13 protein-coding genes are annotated in these 16,390 nt (G+C 67.9%); 4 read left to right on the forward strand and 9 right to left on the reverse strand.

The features are described 5' to 3' along the window. Positions 1–93 precede the first annotated feature (93 nt). On the reverse strand, positions 94–1,347 hold the full coding sequence (locus ACK4S9_RS20975) for a 23S rRNA (adenine(2030)-N(6))-methyltransferase RlmJ (RefSeq protein ID WP_409729517.1): 1,254 nt from the start codon (positions 1,345–1,347) through the stop codon (positions 94–96). Positions 1,348–1,504: 157 nt separating this feature from the next. Then, positions 1,505–2,803 (reverse strand): isocitrate lyase, encoded by a 1,299-nt coding sequence (gene aceA / locus ACK4S9_RS20980; protein WP_409729519.1) that lies wholly within the window; start codon positions 2,801–2,803, stop codon positions 1,505–1,507. 379 nt (positions 2,804–3,182) lie between these two features. Between aceA and ACK4S9_RS20985 the strand changes: the two genes are divergently transcribed. Together ACK4S9_RS20985 and ACK4S9_RS20990 are read left to right on the forward strand one after the other, a co-directional pair. Further along, positions 3,183–3,995: a PEP-CTERM sorting domain-containing protein gene (locus ACK4S9_RS20985; protein WP_409729521.1), complete on the forward strand. Its 813-nt coding sequence runs from the start codon at positions 3,183–3,185 to the stop codon at positions 3,993–3,995. A gap of 158 nt (positions 3,996–4,153) precedes the next feature. Then, positions 4,154–4,726 (forward strand): PEP-CTERM sorting domain-containing protein, encoded by a 573-nt coding sequence (locus ACK4S9_RS20990; protein WP_409729523.1) that lies wholly within the window; start codon positions 4,154–4,156, stop codon positions 4,724–4,726. A gap of 197 nt (positions 4,727–4,923) precedes the next feature. Here the strand turns inward: ACK4S9_RS20990 and clpB are convergent, their stop codons facing one another. From clpB to ACK4S9_RS21025, 7 genes are all read right to left on the reverse strand, one after another. Then, positions 4,924–7,530: an ATP-dependent chaperone ClpB gene (gene clpB / locus ACK4S9_RS20995; RefSeq protein WP_409729525.1), complete on the reverse strand. Its 2,607-nt coding sequence runs from the start codon at positions 7,528–7,530 to the stop codon at positions 4,924–4,926. 110 nt (positions 7,531–7,640) lie between these two features. Next, a complete protein-coding gene (yiaA, locus tag ACK4S9_RS21000) occupies positions 7,641–8,063 on the reverse strand; it encodes an inner membrane protein YiaA (RefSeq protein ID WP_409729538.1) in 423 nt (140 codons plus the stop codon). 88 nt (positions 8,064–8,151) lie between these two features. Further along, positions 8,152–8,526, reverse strand: coding sequence for a fluoride efflux transporter CrcB (gene crcB, locus ACK4S9_RS21005; protein ID WP_409729526.1), 375 nt, complete (start codon positions 8,524–8,526; stop codon positions 8,152–8,154). Continuing rightward, the gene (moaE, locus tag ACK4S9_RS21010; RefSeq protein ID WP_409729528.1) at positions 8,523–9,017 is read right to left on the reverse strand and encodes a molybdopterin synthase catalytic subunit MoaE; all 495 of its coding nucleotides are present in this window, start codon (positions 9,015–9,017) and stop codon (positions 8,523–8,525) included. The genes crcB and moaE overlap by 4 nt, the downstream gene beginning before the upstream one ends. Next, on the reverse strand, positions 9,014–11,638 hold the full coding sequence (locus ACK4S9_RS21015; protein ID WP_409729529.1) for a DUF349 domain-containing protein: 2,625 nt from the start codon (positions 11,636–11,638) through the stop codon (positions 9,014–9,016). The genes moaE and ACK4S9_RS21015 overlap by 4 nt, the downstream gene beginning before the upstream one ends. An 87-nt stretch (positions 11,639–11,725) precedes the next feature. After that, positions 11,726–12,319: a hypothetical protein gene (locus ACK4S9_RS21020; protein ID WP_409729531.1), complete on the reverse strand. Its 594-nt coding sequence runs from the start codon at positions 12,317–12,319 to the stop codon at positions 11,726–11,728. 223 nt (positions 12,320–12,542) lie between these two features. Next, positions 12,543–13,793 (reverse strand): winged helix-turn-helix domain-containing protein, encoded by a 1,251-nt coding sequence (locus ACK4S9_RS21025; RefSeq protein WP_409729533.1) that lies wholly within the window; start codon positions 13,791–13,793, stop codon positions 12,543–12,545. Positions 13,794–13,904: 111 nt separating this feature from the next. On the opposite strand from ACK4S9_RS21025, the gene ACK4S9_RS21030 reads away from it, so the two are divergent. Both ACK4S9_RS21030 and ACK4S9_RS21035 read left to right on the forward strand, forming a co-directional pair. Further along, the gene (locus ACK4S9_RS21030; protein WP_409729535.1) at positions 13,905–15,170 is read left to right on the forward strand and encodes an exonuclease SbcCD subunit D C-terminal domain-containing protein; all 1,266 of its coding nucleotides are present in this window, start codon (positions 13,905–13,907) and stop codon (positions 15,168–15,170) included. Then, positions 15,167–16,390 (forward strand): AAA family ATPase (locus ACK4S9_RS21035; protein WP_409729537.1); only part of this gene is annotated, 1,224 nt, incomplete at its 3' end. The genes ACK4S9_RS21030 and ACK4S9_RS21035, both read left to right, overlap by 4 nt.

Raw genomic sequence — 16,390 nt, forward strand, 5'->3', positions numbered from 1 at the left:
TGCGGATAAATGCGCCGGACAGGCGCGTGCGCCTGCCTCGGAGACTATACTACAAATCCGACATTATTAACATTTTTATATCGAACTTGCAGCTCAGCGCTTGCCGCCGCCCTTGCCGCCCGTGCGTGGACCGCCTGGTCGCGGACCGGCGGTGCGCGGGCCGTCCGCACGCGGCGGCGCCGAGCGCGAGCCCGTCGCGCCTGCCGCAGCAAGCGGACGCTTGCCGGGACCACGTCCCTCGCCCTGCCCGCCCGCCTGGGGCTTGCCCTGGACGCTGCCGTCCGGGCGCCAGGCGCGGCGCACAGCCGGTTTCGGTGCGGCCGGCGCGGCCTCTTCACCCTCGCGCACCATCTTCTCCCCCGGCAGGCGCAGGCTGCCCTTGCCCGACAGCGGGCTGGCGCGGCGGGCGTTGCCAACCGGCACACGCGGTCCTTCGCCGGCCAGGCGGCTCGATGCGGCGCCGGTCAGCTGGGTGCCGCTGTCGATGGTGAAGCGCGCGCCCGCATCCTTGCCCAGCACCTGCACCAGGTAAGGCATGGTCTCGCGCAGCATCGCCTCCAGGGTGTAGGGCGGGTTCAGGATGAACATGCCGCTGCTGTGCAGGCCGATGCCGTCCGGCCCCGGGGTCGACACGGTCAGGGTCACGTTGAGCCATTCCTTGGCCGGCAGGCGCTTGAGCTTGTCCGGGAACTGGCGCGATTCCATGCGCTGCAGCACCGGGTACCAGACCGCGTACATGCCGCTCGGGAAGCGCCCGAGTGCCTCCTCCAGCGCATCGCGCACCTTCTTGTAATCGTCCTTGACCTCGTAGGGCGGATCGACCAGCACCAGCGCGCGCCGCGAGGGCGGCGGCAAGAGTTTCTTCAGGCTCTGGAAACCGTCGCCGTGTTCGATGAGGACGCGCTTGCCGCGGGCGCGCTCGCCCTGCTCGGCCCGGTGCGCCTCGGCCTTGCGGACGTTTTCGTGCAGGATCTTGACGTCGGCCGGGTGCAGTTCGAACAGGCGCAAGCGATCTTCCATGCGCGACATCTGGTCGGCCACGTAGGGCGAACCCGGGTAGTAGCGCATCTTGCCGCTCGGGTTCATGCCCTTGACCAGGTCGAGATAGGGCTTGAGCGCCTCGGGAACCTCGGTGGCGTTCCACAAGGGGCCGATCCCGGTGTCGTACTCGCCGGTCTTGGTGGCCTGGAAGCTGTCGAGCGCATAGACGCCGGCGCCGGAGTGGGTATCGATATAGGTGTAGGCCGCGTCCTTCTGGTTCATGTACAGGTGCAGCTGCACCTGGACGAAGTGTTTGAGGACATCGGCGTGGTTACCCGCGTGGAAGGCGTGGCGGTAGCTCAACATAAGCTGGAATTCCTGAGAAAAGAGTCGGTGCCGTATTCTTCGACGGCGCAATGGGCGCCATTATCCACTACAACGCCGTTTCCCGGGCCCACGAAAAAAGCCGCAGGCCCTTGACGGGCACTGCGGCAAGCCTTAGAGGTAAGTGGTACAGGGGCGCTTACGCGACTTTCTTCTCGTCGAAGAACTGCTCGTCCTCGGTCGACCCGTGCAGCGCGGTGGTCGAACTCTGGTTCTGCTGGATGGTCTGGGTCACGGCGTCGAAGTAGCCGGTGCCGACTTCGCGCTGGTGCTTGACGGCGGTGAAGCCCTTCTCGGCGGCGGCGAACTCGTTTTCCTGCAGTTCCACAAAAGCCGACATGCCGCGGCGCGCATAGCCGTGCGCCAGGTTGAACATGCTGTAGTTCAGGGCATGGAAGCCGGCCAGGGTGATGAACTGGAACTTGTAGCCCATCGCGCCCAGCTCTTTCTGGAACTTGGCGATGGTGGCGTCGTCCAGGTTCTTCTTCCAGTTGAACGAAGGCGAGCAGTTATAGGCCAGCATCTTGCCCGGGAATTTCGCATGGATGGCTTCGGCGAACTGCTTGGCGAAGTTCAGGTCCGGCTTGCCGGTTTCGCACCACACCAGATCGGCGAAGGGCGCATAGGCCAGGCCGCGCGAGATGGCCTGCTCGATGCCCGGCTTGACCTTGAAGAAGCCTTCCACCGTGCGCTCACCGGTGCAGAACGGCTGGTCGTTGGGGTCCACGTCGGAGGTCAGGAGGTCGGCCGCTTCGGCGTCGGTGCGCGCGATGACCAGGGTCGGGGTGCCCATCACGTCGGCCGCCAGGCGCGCCGCGTTGAGCTTCTCGACCGCTTCGCGGGTGGGCACCAGCACCTTGCCGCCCATGTGACCGCATTTCTTGACCGAGGCCAGTTGGTCCTCGAAGTGCACGCCGGCAGCGCCGGCGTCGATCATGGACTTCATCAGCTCGAAGGCGTTCAGCACGCCGCCGAAGCCGGCTTCGGCATCAGCCACGATCGGGGCGAAGTAGTCGATGTCGTCCTTGCCCTCGGACCACTGGATCTGGTCGGCGCGCTGGAAGGTATTGTTAATGCGGCGCACCACCAGCGGCACCGAATTGGCCGGATACAGCGATTGGTCCGGATACATCTCGCCGGCAACGTTGGCGTCGCCCGCCACCTGCCAGCCCGACAGGTAGATGGCCTTCAGGCCCGCCTTCACCTGCTGCATGGCCTGGTTGCCGGTCAGGGCGCCCAGGGCATTCACGTAGGGCTCGTTGTTGACCAGGTTCCACAGCTTTTCGGCGCCGCGCTTGGCGAGGGTGTGCTCGATCTGGATCGAGCCGCGCAGGCGGACCACGTCCTCGGCCGTGTAGTTGCGCGTCACACCTTTCCAGCGTGGGTTGGTTTCCCAGTCTTGCTGGAGTTCACTGATCTGTTGTTCACGAGTTGCCATGCTGATTCTCCTGATTGAAAGACTAAGTTGCGAAGGAATCCGTTGGGTAAATCATAGATCAGTTTGTGCGGAGCACAACAACTCTTATATAAGACATCAAAAGATTTTTTACCCTTTATTTTTCAATGACTTATGGACTTTATTTCATGATGCGAAACAAAATTTCTCAGAATGGGAATGAAGGCACAGAATCGCTTTGCTGCACATTTCGCCAGGCGGAATGCGCATTTCATGATGTAAAAAATGCAGTGTGAGCGATGTTGTACGAATGCAAGCTATCGTCAATTCAATCAAATATTTGTTGACTAGGCGAATTTGTAATGACATGATGCAAATCATCAGATTCGTCAAACAATTCTGCAAACTATCGAAAGTGATTATGAGCACCCTCCTCCGTTACGCAGTCAGCAGCCTCTTCATTGTTGCCGCAGCCAGCGCATCGGCGGGTGTCATCACGCAGGATGGTGTCGTGTTCACCTCGACTTTCACCGGCAATGTCCTGCGGCTCGAGATCGACGCCGCCAGGCGCAGCGGCGGCTGGGCGGCGGCGAGCGCCATCGACGCCCTGGCGATCAAGACGGTCGGAAGTTTCTCGGGCGTAAAAATGAGCAGTTCCACGGGCGCCAACTGGACGCTGTCGAGCGCGGAACTGAACGCGGCGGGCTGCGCCGGCAAAGGCCGCGCCAAGGCCGAGGGCACCCGCCTGTGCTTCAGCGGCGGCGCCGTCGACCTGGCCGACAACATGGTATTCACCTTCAGCTTCGAAGGCAGCCCGAACCTCGCCGCGCCGCACCTGAAGGTGCACTTCGTAAACGCCGGCGGCGCCAAGGTCGGCAGCCTGTTGTCGATGGATTTCCCGTGGCAGGCCGAGACCGTTCCCGCGCCGGCCCCGGCGCCCGTGCCAACGCCTGTCCCGGCGCCTGCCGGCGACACGCAGCAAGGCGGCGGCGCAGCACAAAGCGGCAGCGGCAGCCAAGCGGTCGCGACCCAGCCCACTGCCGTGGATCCGGCGCTGCTGCCGGTGCCCACCATCCCCACCCCGGGCGGCGAGGCTGCCGACCACGGCACGACTCCCATCGCCGATACCGGCGACGATGCCTCCGGCGAGGTGCCGGAACCGCAGTCGCTGGCCATCCTCGGCGCCGGCCTGGCCGTGATGGGCCTGGTGCGCCGCCGTCGCCGCACCGCCTGAACCTCCGGCACCGCGGTGCGCGACAGCCATTGGTTAGTCGCCTAACGGAAAGGTCCATGCGGGCAGACTAGTCTGGGCTCGCGTGCTCATCCGTACGCGAGTCCGGGCCGTTCGCCGACGCGAAGGCCCGGTCCTTCAATGTCATCAAGGAGATTGAATTGAAGACCTACCTGTACAAAGCGACTGCCGCCCTCGCCCTCGCCGGCCTCGCCGTCACGGCCCAGGCCGGCTCCCTCACCTACCAGGGCGTGACCTTCACGTCGACCTGGACCGGCAACTTGCTGACCCTGGAAATCGACGCCGCCAATCGCAGCGGCGACTGGCTCGAGGCGAGTTCCATCGGCGCCCTCCAGCTCAAGGACCTGGGCAGCTTCTCCGACGTGACCCTGGTGTCGGCGCCCGGCCTGGCCACCAACTGGACGCTGTCGTCGAACGAACTGAACGCGAACGGCTGCGCCGGCGGCGCCCATGCGGGCCGCAGCCTGTGCCTGTCGGGCGAGCGGGTGGCGCTGGCGGACAACATGGTGTTCCAGTTCAGCTTCAGCGGCGGCGCCCCCGACCTGGAAGCGCCGCACCTGAAGGTGAACTTCTTCGGCGAGGGCGAGCGCAAGGTGGGCAGCCTGCTGTCGCAGACCATCGCGCCGGTGCCGGAGCCCCAGACCTACGCCATGATGCTGGGCGGCCTGGGCCTGGTGGGCTGGATGGCGCGCAGGAAGCGCAAGGCAGCGTGAACGCCTGACGCATGAAAAAACGGCGCGTGCCCTGCGGGACGCGCCGTTTTCATGTGTATGCAAGCTTGGGTTCCCGCCTGCGCGGGAACGACGGTCTTCAGGCTAACAATCGAAAACCTACATCGACTATTCACGCTGCCAGCTTCAGCACGTCGCTCCCGCGCAGGCGGGAGCCCAATGTTTGCGTGCCTGCCGGCTTACTTCGCCAGCTCCACCTGTTCGCCGAACACCAGGTTCCCGCCGCGCACCCGCACCGGAATCGTGTCCTTCGGCCCGAAGCGCCCCGACAGGATCGCCTTCGACAGCGGATTCTCGATCTGCTGCTGGATCGCGCGCTTGAGGGGCCTGGCGCCGTAGATCGGGTCGAAGCCGGCTTCCGCGATCTTCTGCAGGGCTTCGTCGTCGATGTCGAGCGTCATCTCCATCTTGGCCAGGCGTTGTTCCAGGCCCTGCAACTGGATCTTGGCGATCGCGCCGATGTTCTTCTCGTCCAGCGCGTGGAACACCACGATCTCGTCGATGCGGTTGATGAACTCGGGACGGAAGTGCCCGCGCACCTCGGCCATCACGGCCAGCTTCACCACGCCCGGCTCGTCGGTGTCCATCGACTGGATCTTGTGCGAACCCAGGTTCGAGGTCATCACGATCACGGTGTTCTTGAAGTCCACGGTGCGACCCTGGCCGTCGGTCATGCGGCCGTCGTCGAGCGCCTGCAGCAGCACGTTGAACACGTCCGGATGGGCTTTCTCGATCTCGTCCAGCAGGATCACGCTGTAGGGCTTGCGGCGCACGGCTTCGGTCAGGTAGCCGCCCTCCTCGTACCCGACGTAGCCCGGCGGCGCCCCGATCAACCTGGCGACCGAATGCTTCTCCATGAATTCGCTCATGTCGATGCGGATCAGGGATTCCTCGGTATCGAACAGGAAGGCGGCCAGCGCCTTGCACAACTCGGTCTTGCCGACGCCGGTCGGGCCCAGGAACATGAAGGAGCCGTACGGGCGGTTCGGGTCCGACAGGCCGGCGCGCGAGCGGCGGATCGCATCCGACACCGCCACGATCGCCTCGTCCTGGCCCACCACGCGCTTGTGCAGCTCGTCCTCGATATGCAACAGCTTTTCGCGCTCGCCCTGCATCATGCGCGCCACCGGGATGCCGGTCGCGCGCGCCACCACCTCGGCGATTTCCTCGGCGCCGACCTGGGTGCGCAGCAGCTTGGGTTTGTTCGCTTCTCCGTCGGTGCCGGCAGCGGCTTCCTCGGCCTTCTTCAGCTGCGCCTCGAGCTCCGGCAGGCGGCCGTACGACAGCTCGGACATGCGGCTGTAGTCGCTCTGGCGCTTGGCTTCCTCGATCTGGTGGCGGACCCGCTCGATCTCTTCCTTGATGTGCGCCGTGCCCTGCACCGCCGCTTTTTCCGACTTGAGGATCTCCTCGTAGTCGTTGTACTCGCGTTCCAGGCGCGCGATCTCCTCGCCGATCAACTCGAGGCGGCGCATCGAGGCCTCGTCGGTTTCCTTGCGCACGGCTTCGCGCTCGATCTTCAGCTGGATCAGGCGGCGCTCGAGCTTGTCCATCACTTCCGGCTTGGAGTCGATTTCGATCTTGATCTTGGACGCCGCCTCGTCGATCAGGTCGATCGCCTTGTCCGGCAGGAAGCGGTCGCTGATGTAGCGGTGCGACAGCTCGGCCGCGGCGATGATGGCCGGGTCGGTGATCTCGACCTTGTGGTGCAGCTCGTATTTCTCCTGCAGGCCGCGCAGGATGGCGATGGTCGCCTCCACGCTCGGCTCGTCCACCATGATCTTCTGGAAGCGGCGCTCCAGCGCGGCGTCCTTCTCGACGTACTTGCGGTACTCGTCCAGGGTGGTGGCGCCGACGCAGTGCAGCTCGCCGCGCGCCAGCGCGGGCTTGAGCATGTTGCCGGCGTCCATGGCGCCTTCGGCCTTGCCGGCGCCGACCATGGTGTGGATCTCGTCGATGAAGACGATGGTCTGGCCTTCGTCCTGGGCCAGTTCCTTCAGCACGCTCTTCAGGCGTTCCTCGAACTCGCCGCGGTACTTGGCGCCGGCCAGCAGTGCCGCCATGTCGAGCGAGAGCACGCGCTTGCCCTTGAGCGAATCGGGCACCTCGCCGTTGACGATGCGCTGCGCCAGGCCTTCGACAATGGCGGTCTTGCCCACGCCCGGCTCGCCGATCAGGACCGGGTTGTTCTTGGTGCGCCGCTGCAGCACCTGGATCGCGCGGCGGATCTCGTCGTCGCGGCCGATCACCGGATCGAGCCTGCCGATCCGGGCGCGTTCGGTCAGGTCGAGGGTGTATTTCTTCAGCGCCTCGCGCTGGCCTTCGGCATCCTGCGAATTCACCGGATCGCCGCCGCGCACGGCCGAAATCGCCGACTCCAGGGCCTTGCGCGCCAGGCCATGCTCGCGCGCCAGGCGGCCGGCCTCGGACTTGTCCTCGGTAAGCGCCAGCAGGACCATCTCGGAGGCCAGGAACTGGTCGCCGCGCTTCTGCGACTCGCGGTCGGCCAGGTTCAGCAGCGCCACCAGCTCGCGCGAGACCTGCACGTCGCCGCCGGTGCCCGAGACCTGGGGCAGGCGTTCCAGCGCCGACTTCAGCGAGTTGCCCAGGCCGCCGACGTTGACGCCGGCGCGCTGCAGCAGCGAACGGGCGCCGCCGTCGTCCTGGTTCAGCAGGGCGACGAGCAGGTGGACCGGATCGATGTATTGGTTATCGTTGCCGACCGCCAGGCTCTGGGCATCCGCCAGCGCTTCCTGGAGCTTGGTCGTCAATTTATCTTGCCGCATGGTATTGCTCCCTAGTGGTGTTCCTTAGTTGATTACTAACTGAGGAGCAAGATAAGGGTGTCTGTCCGCTTTTCAAGATGTGCAACGGGCGCCCCATGCGGCGCAGGGGCTTATTCCGCGTTGGGCCTGGGATCACGCACGGTGCCGAGGTCGCGTACGTTCTTCTGGACCGCCACCACGGCAAACAGGCTGAGCACAAAAGACATGGCGAAAAAACCTTTCTCGCTCGGTGACACGGTGGCGTTCCACAGGCCGATGGCCAGCAGCAGGATCGCCGCCACCAGCGCGACCCAGCACGAGCCGGTATAGATGCCGGTGACCGGCACACCCTCGCTGCGGTCGCGGACGGTCTTCTGCAGGGACACTGCCGCGAACAGGCCGAGGAGCAGGAGCGTGAAGTAGTAGCCTTTTTCGTTCAAGGCCATGTGGGCAAGCCAGAGGCCGGCCAGGTAGGCGGTAACGCCGCAAGCAAGGGCGCCCCAGGAAGCACCGACGAAGGCGGAAGTTGGAGGCTGGATCGTTTGCATGACTATTTCCTCAAGTAAATGAACTAGCGGCAAACTTAGCACGCTCTCGAAACCGTGCAATTGATCTATGCGTTGGTATCGGCAGGCGATACTGCTAGCCGCGCAGTGCGCGCCATGTGGCGAAGCCGGCCACGCAGAACAGGATCGAGCCCAGCAGGTGAAGCAGCGTGTGGCCCAACGCCCAGCCGACCTCGCCGCGCTGCAGCAGCAGCACCGATTCGCCCGAAAAACTGGAGAAGGTGGTCAGGCCGCCAAGGAAGCCGGTGATGGCGAACAGGCGCCACTCCGGCGCCAGGGCCGGGTGGGCCGAAAAAAAGGCCAGCGCCAGCCCGACCAGGTAGCCGCCGATGAGGTTGGCGGCCAGCGTGCCGAGCTGTACATAGGCATGCAGGCTGCCGAGCCAGATGCCGAGCCCCCAGCGCAGCCAGGCGCCGATCGCCGCGCCAAGTCCAACCGCCAGCCAGCTCAAGCGCGGTTCTCCGATCCTTCCCATTTACGCTTGGCCGAATCGTCGCTGGCGCGCGCGTCGACCCAGCGCGCGCCTTCCGGCGTCTGCTCTTTCTTCCAGAACGGCGCGTCGGTCTTCAGGTAGTCCATGATGAACTCGCAGGCGGCGAAGGCTTCGCCGCGGTGGGCCGAGCTGCAGGCCACCAGCACGATCTGGTCGAGCGGTTTCAATGGACCGACACGATGGATGACCAGCACGCCAAGCAGCGGCCAGCGCGCCCGGGCCTGGGCCACGATGTCGCCAAGCGCCTTTTCGGTCATGCCGGGGTAGTGCTCGAGTTCCATCTCCGATACCGCCGCGCCCTCGTTCAGGTCGCGTACGGTGCCCACGAAGGACACCACCGCGCCCACCCGGCCGTCGCCGGCGCGCAGGGCGGCCAGCTCGTGCGACAGGTCGAAGTCCGCCGTCTGCACGCGGATCTCCGTGAGCTGGGGCCGTGCCGGCGCGTTCACCGGCCGTCCTTCGCGACGCGCACCAGGAGCTGCTCGATGCGGGTCTCGGTGCGCGCGTCGAGCAGGGCCGGCAGCGCCAGCAGCTCGTGCAGGCTCCTGGCGCCGCCGCCCTGGCCCGCGCCCTGCCCCGACCGGTGGCCGGACTTGAGCGAGCTTTGCAGCACCTCGACCTGCAGCTTGAGGCGCTCGCGCGCGAACTCGGCGCCGCTGTCGATGCCGGCCGCGATCTCCAGGCGCAGCAGTTCGTGGAGCAGGCGCTCGCGGTTGGCTTCCAGCTGGCGCGCGTAGGCTGCGCGCTCGCCCTCGAGCGCGTCCAGGGCGGCCTCGAAGCGCGCATGCAGCACCGCCTCGAAACCGCCTTCGAGCGGCAGCAGCGCGTCCCAGCGTGCGCGCCAGTCGGATGGGTTGGTGTGGGCGTCGGGATTGACGATGGCGTTTTCCAGCGCCTGGATCAGGCGCAGCCTGTCGCGCACGGCGCCGGCCAGCGCCAGCCCGGCGGCGCGGCGCGCCAGGTCGGCATGGTGCTGCACCGCCGCCACCGCGGCGTGGTAGCGCTTCTCGACGCGCGCCTCGTGGGCGCGCGGCACCGGGCCGATCGCCGCCCACTCGGCGGCCGCTTCGCGCAGCAGCTTGCCGGCGGCGGCGGGGGTGGCGTCAGGCGCTGCGGCTTCCAGGCGCGCGGACACGGCTTCCTTGGCCGCCTCGTGGGCGCGCCGTTCGGCGTCCGCCGCATGGGCGTGCTCCTTGCGCTTGGCGAACAGCGCGTCGCAGGCGGCGCGGAAACGCTGCCACAAGGCCTGCTCGGCCTTGCGTTCGAGCGGCAGCGCGCGCGCATGCTCCTGCCAGCGCGCCTGCAGTTCGCGCAGGGCGTCGACGGCGTGACGCCCGTGCGGGTCGAGGGCCAGCGCTTCCTCGATCAGTTGCTCGCGCACGCTCATCTCGCCCTTGCGCTGCTCTTCCAGCGGGCGCTGGAGCGTATTGAGGGCATCGGAGAACAGGGCGTCGAGGCGCTTCTTGTCCTTGCGGTCGATCGCGCCCAGGTGGCTCCAGGCGGTGCGCAGGCGCTGCACGGTGCCGGACACGTGCTTCCAGTCGGCCTCGCCCGATTCCAGGCGCGCGATCTCGGCCTGGGCTTCCTCGACCAGGGCCTGGCCGCGCGCGGCGTTGGCGTGGCGCTCGTCGGCCAGGTGGCGGAAGTGGGCGGCGGCCGGCGCATAGGCTGTCGTGCAGGCGGCATCGAAGCGTTCCCACAGCGAGCGCGGCGCGGGACCGGACAGGCTGTCGAGCGCCTTCCAGCGTTCGCGCATGCCGCCGACCTTCTTGGCCAACTCCCCCATCGCCAGGTTCTGGGTCGATAAGACCTCGACCTGCTTGATGAGTTCTTCGCGCGAGACGTTGCCGCCCCAGCGCGCCCAGTCGGACAGCCGCTTGAGTTCGGCGCGCACATGGTTCAGGCGCTCGAGCTGGGCAGGCGTGAGCCGCATGCCCTTGTCCTTGCTTTCCTTGAGCGACTTGTCGAGTTCGGCGGCGGTGCCGAGCGAGCCCTGCTGCAAGGCCGCTTCCATGGCGTCGAGCCGGTCGAGGAAGTGCTGGTCGGCGCCCTTGTTCGGGACCTTGGGCGGCTTGGGCGCGCTTGGCGCCGCGGCCGGCTTGGCCGGTTCCGCCTTGCGCGGCTCTTGCGGCAGGCTGGCCAGCAGTTCGTCGAAGCGCCGCTGCAGTTGTGTCCCGGGACCATTCGCAGGCAATGCCGGCAGGCGCTGCCACTCCTTGCGCAGCAGCTCCGCCTTCAGTTCCGCCACCGGCTGGGCCTGCCATTGCGCGAGCGCGGCTTCGCGCGCGGCCAGCGCCGCGCGGTCCTGCTCGAGGGTGGCGAGGCTGGCGGCCAGGCGCGCCTGCTCGGTGGCGACGTCGGCCACCAGCGCACGAGGCAGCGAGGCGTGGCCTGGCGCCGCCAGGGCCGCGGCCTGCTCGCGCGAAAGCGCATCGAGGCGTTCGGCAAAAGCGGCGGGCTCGAGGCCGCTCGACTCGAGCTGGCGCAGCGCGGCCAGGCGATCGATCATGGCGCGCTGCAGCTGCACCTGGTCTTCCAGGCGCCTGCCGAGCTCGGCGCGGACGGCATCGAACTCGGGCGCCAGTTCCGGCGCCGTGATGACGGCCCATTTACGGTCGAGCTCGGCCACGTGGTTCGGCGTCAGGAGCGCGTCGCCGAGCAGTGCCCGGGCATGCGCCAGGGCTTCCTGGCCGCGCCGCAGCTCGGCATCGTGGTGGCGGATCGCGTCCAGGCGCGACTGCATCAGTTTGGCGACGCGGCGATCCAGGTTGCGCATCGCCGCATGCACGCGCTCGAGCTGGGTCCGGCTGTGGACCAGCTCGGCGGCGGCAAGGCGCAGTTCGGAGAATTCGGAGGAAAGGATGAAGGCGACGGCGGCTTCCTCGTCGCCGTTCAGGTGCTTGAGCTGTTCGGCCTGCTGCTCGCGCGGGCTGGGTGCACCGGCGGCCGCGCCCGTCGGCTGGCCCGCCGGCGCGGACTCGGGAGGGACTGCCGGGGCGCTGCCCGGCTTGTCACCGGAGGCGCCGGCCGGCTTGTCGCCACCCTGCCGCTTGAAAAGGAATTCGAACATGATGAAATCGCACTTCCAAAACCCCCATCATAGCAAAGAACCATGGCGGCGCTCGCCCGCTGCGCCAGGCGTCGCCCGCGACATGGTTCAGTGCGCCGCATAGTGCGGCAGGAACGAGGCCGCGCCTTGCTTGCCGGGATTGCCGCCCATGCCTGCTGCCGCCACCTGCCCGGCGCCATGGCCGCGGTTCTCGTTCTGCCAGGCGTCCTGGACCAGCATCTGGTTGGCGATCGCGAACCAGACTTCGCTCGGCACGTGGAGGCGCGCCAGCGGGAACAGTTCGCGTTCCTCGCGCTCCAGGCGTTCGAGCAGCAAGTTGCAGCAGCGTTCCAGGGCGGCGCCGAAATCCGGATCGTGCACCGCCGCCGCCGCATGGGCGTCGGCGCGCGCCCCGATGGCGGACAAGGTCAGGGCGTCGAGTTCCGCCAGGAGACTGGCAACCGCCTCGTCGGCCGCGCCGGCGCGGCGCAGGGCCGGCACCACGAACTTGTCGAGCTTGCGCCAGTAGCAGCTGTCGAAAGCGACCCGCAAGGCATCGCAGGCCAGCTGGACGTCGCGTGGGGTCGGCGTGCCGTGCCGCCGGCCGTCGTCCTGCCAGCGCTCCAGCAGGGACTGCAGGCCGATGCGCGCGCTGGCTTGCTCGATGGACAGAGTAACCAGCGTGTAGGTGGATGTCAGCATCTTGTCTCCTCTCAGGATAGCTTCGCCAAGGCCTGGCCTGGCGCGGGCCGCGAGTCTTGGCTGGGGAAGCTTTTTTGTCGGGGTCGGGCGGCTGCTTTTATTGTTATGGCCGGCCGCTGGGAACTCGTAGTGTAGAGAGATGCCCTTGCTCGGGCTTGAGGTGGCGCAATCCCAGACCGGTGGACATTGGAGACTTTTTACTTGTTACGATGTCAAAGGACGTTCATGGTAACGCGACGTTTCCAGGAGACTCGAAGGCCGCGACCAGCCGCCTGCCGAAGCTTTCCGGCACCGCATGAAGTACCCTTACCTGCGGGCATCCGTGCCAGCGTGCGCAGCGCTCGATGGCGCCGGCCACGTCGCCGACCAGGCGCTCGCTGAGGCGCACGCCCGGTTCGAGATGCACGCTGCGCAGTTCGAATTCACCGAGCTTGCGCTGCGCCTTGGCGTCGACCCGCCCCACCAGCGCGCCGCGGCGCAGGATCGGCAGCGTGAAGTAACCGTAGCGCCGCTTGGGCGCCGGGGTATAGCATTCGAGCCGGTAATCGAAGCCGAACAGCTCGAGCGCGCGGCGCCGGTCCCAGACGATCGGGTCGAACGGCGACAGCAGCGTGGTCAGGCGCGGCGCCAGCCGGCCCTCCATCGCCTGGCGCGCCAGCGCCGCATGCTCGGGGTGGATGTAGACCGGATCGGTCCAGCCCGCGACCCGCGCGCGCAGCAGCAGGCCCTGCTCGGCCAGCGCCGCCGGGTCGGGGTGCGGGCGCCGGGTGCGGTGATAATCGGGAATCCACGCGGCCCTGGCCAGCCCGAGCGCGCGCACCGCATGCAGCACGAAGCTGCGGCGCACCTCGTCCAGCGGCGGCATCAAGCCGTCGTGCCAGTCCGGGTGCACGCGCGCAGCCAGGTCGTAGATGCGCTGGAAGTTGTGGCGGCGCGCGATCATCAGCTCGCCGGCGGTGAACAGCGCTTCCAGCGTGCGCTTCTCGGGCTTCCATTCCCACCAGCCGCCCCCTTTGCCCTCGCTGCGCTCGAAGTCGGACGAGCGCACCGGGCCGTTTTCGCGCACGTGCGCCAGCAAGGCCGCGGCCTGCTCCGCGCGCTCGCGCATCCAGTCGGCGGAGTACTTCCAGCCCATGGCTTGCGGGTCGAGCATGCGGTGGCGGTACAGGCCGTAATCCTCGATCGGCAGGAAGCAGGCCTCGTGCGCCCAGTACTCGAACAAATGGCCTTCGGCCAGCAGTTCGTCGAGCCAGCCCGGGGCGTAGTCGCCCAGCCGGCTCCACAGCACCAGGTAGGGGCTGCGCGCAACCACGCTGATGGTATCGATCTGGAGCATGCCCATGCGCCGGATCGCCGCCAGCACGTCGGCCTTGGCGGCGCGGCGCCGGCGCGGCGCCAGCATGTCCTGCGCGGCCAGGTGCAGGGCCCGGGCGGCGCTCAGGGAAAGTTCGATATCCGGATTGATCGCGCTCATGTCCTTATTCTAATAGCAAACCAATACTACTGTAAAAAAACACAGTCTTTTCTTGGGCGACACGCGGAGTCTGCGCTATAGTGAGCGCCGACCCGACTTTCCAATATCACCATGCGGCTGCTCCATACTTCCGACTGGCACCTGGGCCAGACCCTGCACAATTTCGACCGGACCTACGAGCACGCGTGCTTCCTCGACTGGCTCGTGGAGACGCTCGCGGCCGAACGGATCGACGTGCTGCTGATCGCCGGCGACATCTTCGACAATGCCAACCCGTCGGCCGCCGCGCACCGCCAGCTGTACCGCTTCCTGCAGCAGGCGAGGAGCAAGGTGCCGCACCTGCAGGTGGTGGTCATCGCCGGCAACCACGATTCCCCGGGCCGGCTGGAAGCGCCCACGCCGCTGCTGGAAGCGCACGGCACCATCGTGGTCGGCAACGTCGCGCGCGCCGCGGACGGCAGCGTCGACCTCGAGCGCCTGCTGGTGCCGCTGCGCCGCCGCGACGGCACGGTCGGGGCCTGGTGCCTGGCCGTGCCCTTCCTGCGCCCGGGCGACGTGCCGCGCATGGCCGAGGCGGCCCAGCCGGATGAGCCTGGCCACGGGCTCGACCCCTATCTGCATGGCACCGCCCTGCTCTACCGCCAGGCCTTCGCGCTGGCCCGGTCGCGCGCCAGCTCGGGCGAGGCGATCGTCGCCATGGGCCACTGCCACATGGTCGGCGGCCAGTCGTCCCAGGATTCCGAGCGCCGCATCGTGATCGGCGGCACCGAGGCCCTGCCGGCCACGATGTTCGACCCGCAAGTGGCCTACGTGGCGCTGGGTCACCTGCACCTGGCGCAGCGCGTCGGCGGCCACGAGCACCGGCGCTACTGCGGCAGCCCGCTGCCGCTGTCCTTCTCCGAAGTCGGCTACCAGCACCAGGTGCTGCGCATCGAGCTCGACGGCCCGACCACGAAGTCGGTGACGCCCTTGCCGGTCCCGCGCGCGGTGCAGTTGCTGCGCGTACCAAGCCAGCCGGCGCCGATCGACGAGGTGCTGGCGGCGCTGGAAGCGCTCGACCTGCCCGACGCCCCGCCGCAGCAGCAGCCCTTCCTCGAAGTGCGCGTGCTGCTCGACGGTCCCGAACCGGGCCTGCGGACGCGGGTCGAAGCGGCCCTGTCCGGCAAGCCGGTACGCCTGGCCAAGATCGAACCGACGCGCCGCCACGCCGCACCCGACAGCGTCGAACAAGCCCTGAGCCTCGACCAACTGGCCCAGCTGCAGCCGGACGACATCTTCCGCCGCCTGTGGGCGCAGCGCTACGGCGACGATGCGCCGCCCGAGCAGCTGGCCGCGTTTGCCGAGCTCACCACTGCCCTGGGGGGAGACGCGGCATGAGGATCCTGCGCATCAGCGGCAAGAACCTGGCCTCGCTGGCCGGCGAGTTCCTGGTCGACTTCGAGGCCGAACCGCTCGCCTCGAGCGGCCTGTTCGCCATCAGTGGCCCTACCGGCGCCGGTAAAAGCACCCTGCTCGACGCCCTCTGCCTGGCGCTGTACGACGCCACCCCGCGCCTGCTCAAGCGCGCCGGCAGCCAGTTGCCCGACGTCGGCGGCGACACCGTCTCGGCGCTCGACCCGCGCACCCTGCTGCGGCGCGGCGCCGCCGAAGCCTGGGCCGAGGTCGACTTCGCCGGCAACGACGACATCCGCTACCGCGCGCGCTGGAGCGTGCGCCGCGCCTACGGCAAGCCGAGCGGCGCGCTGCAGCCCTCCAAGATGAGCCTGCACCGCTTGCCTGAACTCGCGCCGCTGGGCGGCACCAAGACCGAGGTCGCGCTCGAGATCGTCCAGCGCATCGGCCTGTCCTTCGAACAGTTTACGCGCGCCGTGCTGCTGGCCCAGAACGAGTTCTCGGCCTTCCTCAAGACCGACGAGAACGAACGCGGCGAATTGCTCGAAACCCTGACCGGCACCACGGTCTACAGCGACATTTCGCGGCGCGCCTTCGAACGCTACCGGGCCGAGCAGGAACACACCCGCACCCTGTCCGCCAAGCTGGCCAACCAGGCCCCGCTTGCGCCCGACGAACGCGAGCGGCTCGAAGCCGAGCGCGTCAACGCCGAACTGGCGCTGGAAGCGGTCGATGCGCGCCGCGCCGCCCTCGAAGGCGAGCTGCGCTGGCACCAGGAAGCCGCCAAGCTGGCCCAGAGCGAAGCCCAGGCCGTCGAGGCGCTGGCAGGCGCGCAGGCCGCGCAGCAGGAGGCGGCCGGGCGGCGCCGGCGCCTGGCCACCCTCGACGCGCTGCAGCCGGCCCGCCCGCTGGTGGCGGAAGTCCAGCGCCTGCAGGAAGAACACAAGGCGGCGGCCGAGTCGACCGCCAGGCTCGAAAGCGCGCTGGCGACGGCGCTCGAAGCGCGGCGCCAGGCGGTGCTCGACGTCGACGCCGCCATCGCCGCCGCCGACGCCGCCGAGGGCGCGGTGCGCTCCGCGGCGCCCCGGCTCGACGCGGCCAAGGCGCTGGACGCCGCCATCGCCGCGCTCGCACCCGCGCATGCCCAGGCAGCCGGCGCACTGGAAGCCGCCCGGGCCGAGGCGCGCCAGGCGCGCGCCAGCCAC

This window comes from Massilia sp., from assembly GCF_046293535.1.
Classification (GTDB): Bacteria; Pseudomonadota; Gammaproteobacteria; order Burkholderiales; family Burkholderiaceae_D; genus Telluria.

Excerpts from the sequence above, each read along its gene's own strand:
- aceA (WP_409729519.1), bottom strand. The coding sequence starts at position 2,803 with ATGGCAACTCGTGAACAACAGATCAGTGAACTCCAGCAAGACTGGGAA.
- ACK4S9_RS21015 (WP_409729529.1), bottom strand. The coding sequence starts at position 11,638 with ATGTTCGAATTCCTTTTCAAGCGGCAGGGTGGCGACAAGCCGGCCGGC.
- ACK4S9_RS21025 (WP_409729533.1), bottom strand. The coding sequence starts at position 13,793 with ATGAGCGCGATCAATCCGGATATCGAACTTTCCCTGAGCGCCGCCCGG.
- ACK4S9_RS20985 (WP_409729521.1), top strand. The coding sequence starts at position 3,183 with ATGAGCACCCTCCTCCGTTACGCAGTCAGCAGCCTCTTCATTGTTGCC.
- ACK4S9_RS20975 (WP_409729517.1), bottom strand. The coding sequence starts at position 1,347 with ATGTTGAGCTACCGCCACGCCTTCCACGCGGGTAACCACGCCGATGTC.
- clpB (WP_409729525.1), bottom strand. The coding sequence starts at position 7,530 with ATGCGGCAAGATAAATTGACGACCAAGCTCCAGGAAGCGCTGGCGGAT.
- ACK4S9_RS21030 (WP_409729535.1), top strand. The coding sequence starts at position 13,905 with ATGCGGCTGCTCCATACTTCCGACTGGCACCTGGGCCAGACCCTGCAC.
- ACK4S9_RS21020 (WP_409729531.1), bottom strand. The coding sequence starts at position 12,319 with ATGCTGACATCCACCTACACGCTGGTTACTCTGTCCATCGAGCAAGCC.